Source organism: Mesorhizobium sp. M1E.F.Ca.ET.063.01.1.1, from assembly GCF_003998155.1.
Taxonomy (GTDB): domain Bacteria; phylum Pseudomonadota; class Alphaproteobacteria; order Rhizobiales; family Rhizobiaceae; genus Mesorhizobium.
Genome location: NZ_RZSC01000957.1, coordinates 1 through 1,946, shown reverse-complemented (window position 1 = coordinate 1,946; position 1,946 = coordinate 1). Strand labels below are relative to the sequence as shown.

General features: G+C 63.8%; 4 protein-coding genes. All 4 read left to right on the top strand.

The window, feature by feature from the left end; genetic code table 11:
• Positions 1 to 370 (top strand): fumarylacetoacetate hydrolase family protein (locus tag EOA29_RS34760; RefSeq protein WP_189479093.1); only part of this gene is annotated, 370 nt, incomplete at its 5' end.
• A 4-nt stretch (positions 371 to 374) separates the two neighbouring features.
• Complete coding sequence (maiA, locus tag EOA29_RS34755) at positions 375 to 1,025, top strand: maleylacetoacetate isomerase (protein WP_126093360.1); 651 nt, start codon at positions 375 to 377, stop codon at positions 1,023 to 1,025.
• Complete coding sequence (locus tag EOA29_RS34750; RefSeq protein WP_127222277.1) at positions 1,015 to 1,494, top strand: DUF4262 domain-containing protein; 480 nt, start codon at positions 1,015 to 1,017, stop codon at positions 1,492 to 1,494. Before maiA ends, EOA29_RS34750 begins: the two co-directional genes overlap by 11 nt.
• A gap of 56 nt (positions 1,495 to 1,550) precedes the next feature.
• The coding region (locus EOA29_RS34745) for an alcohol dehydrogenase catalytic domain-containing protein (protein WP_148669395.1) at positions 1,551 to 1,946 on the top strand (396 nt) is incomplete at its 3' end.

Sequence of the window (1,946 nt, the reverse complement as noted above, 5' to 3'; positions counted from 1 at the left end):
CCGGACCCGCCGCGACCTGCAGGACCAGGCGAAGAAAGCCGCCCGCCCCTGGGACTGGTCGAAGGCTTTCGACCGCTCCGCGCCCTGCGGTCCGCTGGTCCCGGTCTCGAAGTCAGGCCATCCCGACAAGGGCCGTATCTGGCTCGCCGTCAACGGTGAGGTAAAACAGGACGGCGACCTCGCCGAGCTGATCTGGCCGGTCGCCGATGTCGTCTCGATCTGCAGCGAGGCGGTCGAGCTCCGGCCCGGCGACCTGATCTTCACCGGCACGCCGGCTGGCGTCGGCGCGGTTCAAGCAGGCGACAAGATCACCGGCGGCGTCGACGGCATAGGCGCCATTGAGGTGGCCATCGGCCAGCCGAGACCGTGATCCGATGAGCGACCTCGTCCTCCACAACTACTATCGCTCCTCCACCTCCTACCGGGTGCGGATCGCGCTGGAGATGAAGGGGCTGAGCTACACCTATGTGCCGCATCACCTGCGCCATGGCGAGCATCTCGAGCCGGCCTATCTCGCGGTCAATCCGCAAGGCCTGGTGCCGGCGCTGGTGCTGGACGACGGAACGCTGCTGACGCAATCACTGGCGATCATCGAATATCTCGACGAGATCGCGCCAGAGCCGCCGCTGCTGCCGAAGGATGCGCTGGGCCGGGCGCGGGTCAGGATGCTGGCGCAGATGATCGCCTGCGACATCCATCCGGTGAACAATCTGCGCGTGCTCACCTCGCTGCGCACCCTGTTCGGCGCCGGCGACGAGGATGTCGTGAACTGGTTCCGGCACTGGGTGAACGAAGGCTTCCAGCCGCTCGAGAAGATTTTGGCTTCGTCGCCTCAGACCGGCACCTTCTGCCATGGCGAGACGCCCGGACTGGCCGATATCTGCCTCGCCGCCCAGGTCACCAACAACGCCCGCTTCGGCGTCGACATGACGCCCTACCCGGTGATCTCGCGCATCCACGCCGCCTGCATGGCGCTGCCGGCGTTCCAGAAGGCGGCACCGCAGAACCAGATCGATGCCGAATAGAGAAGCCACAGACCCGGACGAAGCAAAGACGCTCGCCGACATTGAAGCGTATGGCTGCCACATCCTGTATGTCTTGGCAGAAGACGAGCTTCCGCCTTTCGCCTACTCGGTGAGGATAGAGCACAATTTCAAGGCTCCCGAATTGGTCATCATCGGGCTGAAACCGGAGCTTTCCCAAAGTATCATCAACGAGTATTGCCGGCGGGTGCGAAACGGCGAAACGTTCAGCATCGGACAGCGAGCGTCAGGTTTCCTGGGCGGCGGCTTCGACTGTCAGTTCGGCTCCGTCCATCCGGACCAATATCCCGAACATTTCGGTTGGGACATCTGGTTCTACGACGGTCCGGATTTCCGCGTCATGCAACTCGTGTATCCGAATACCTCGGGCATTTGGCCCTGGGACGCCGAAGCCGACGAGTGGTTCCGCAAGCGGCAGCCACTGCTCGACCAACCGCCATCGCCAACTTAGTTACGGACCGCCCAAACCCGCACTGTCTTTTGAATTGAACATATGAAAGCACTCCCATGAAAGCTGTCGTCTTCGAAAAATTCGGCGAGGCGCCGACGATCCAGACCGTGCCCGACCCGAAGCCGGCAGCGGATGGCGTCGTCATCAAGGTCGAGGCGACCGGCCTCTGCCGCAGCGACTGGCATGGCTGGATGGGCCATGACGACGGCATCACGCTGCCGCATGTTCCGGGACATGAACTGGCGGGCGTCGTCGTCGCCGCCGGCAAGCAGGTCAGCCGCTGGAAAGCCGGTGACCGCGTCACCGTGCCCTTCGCCGTCGGCTGCGGCCGCTGCTTCGAATGCACCTCCGGCAACCATCAGGTCTGCGAGCACCAGACCCAGCCGGGCTTCACTGGCTGGGGCTCGTTCGCCGAATATGTCGGCATCGAGCATGCCGACACCAATCTCGTG

Bases quoted from the DNA above. Each gene is read 5' to 3' on its own strand.
- maiA (WP_126093360.1), top strand. From the start codon at position 375: ATGAGCGACCTCGTCCTCCACAACTACTATCGCTCCTCCACCTCCTAC.
- EOA29_RS34750 (WP_127222277.1), top strand. From the start codon at position 1,015: ATGCCGAATAGAGAAGCCACAGACCCGGACGAAGCAAAGACGCTCGCC.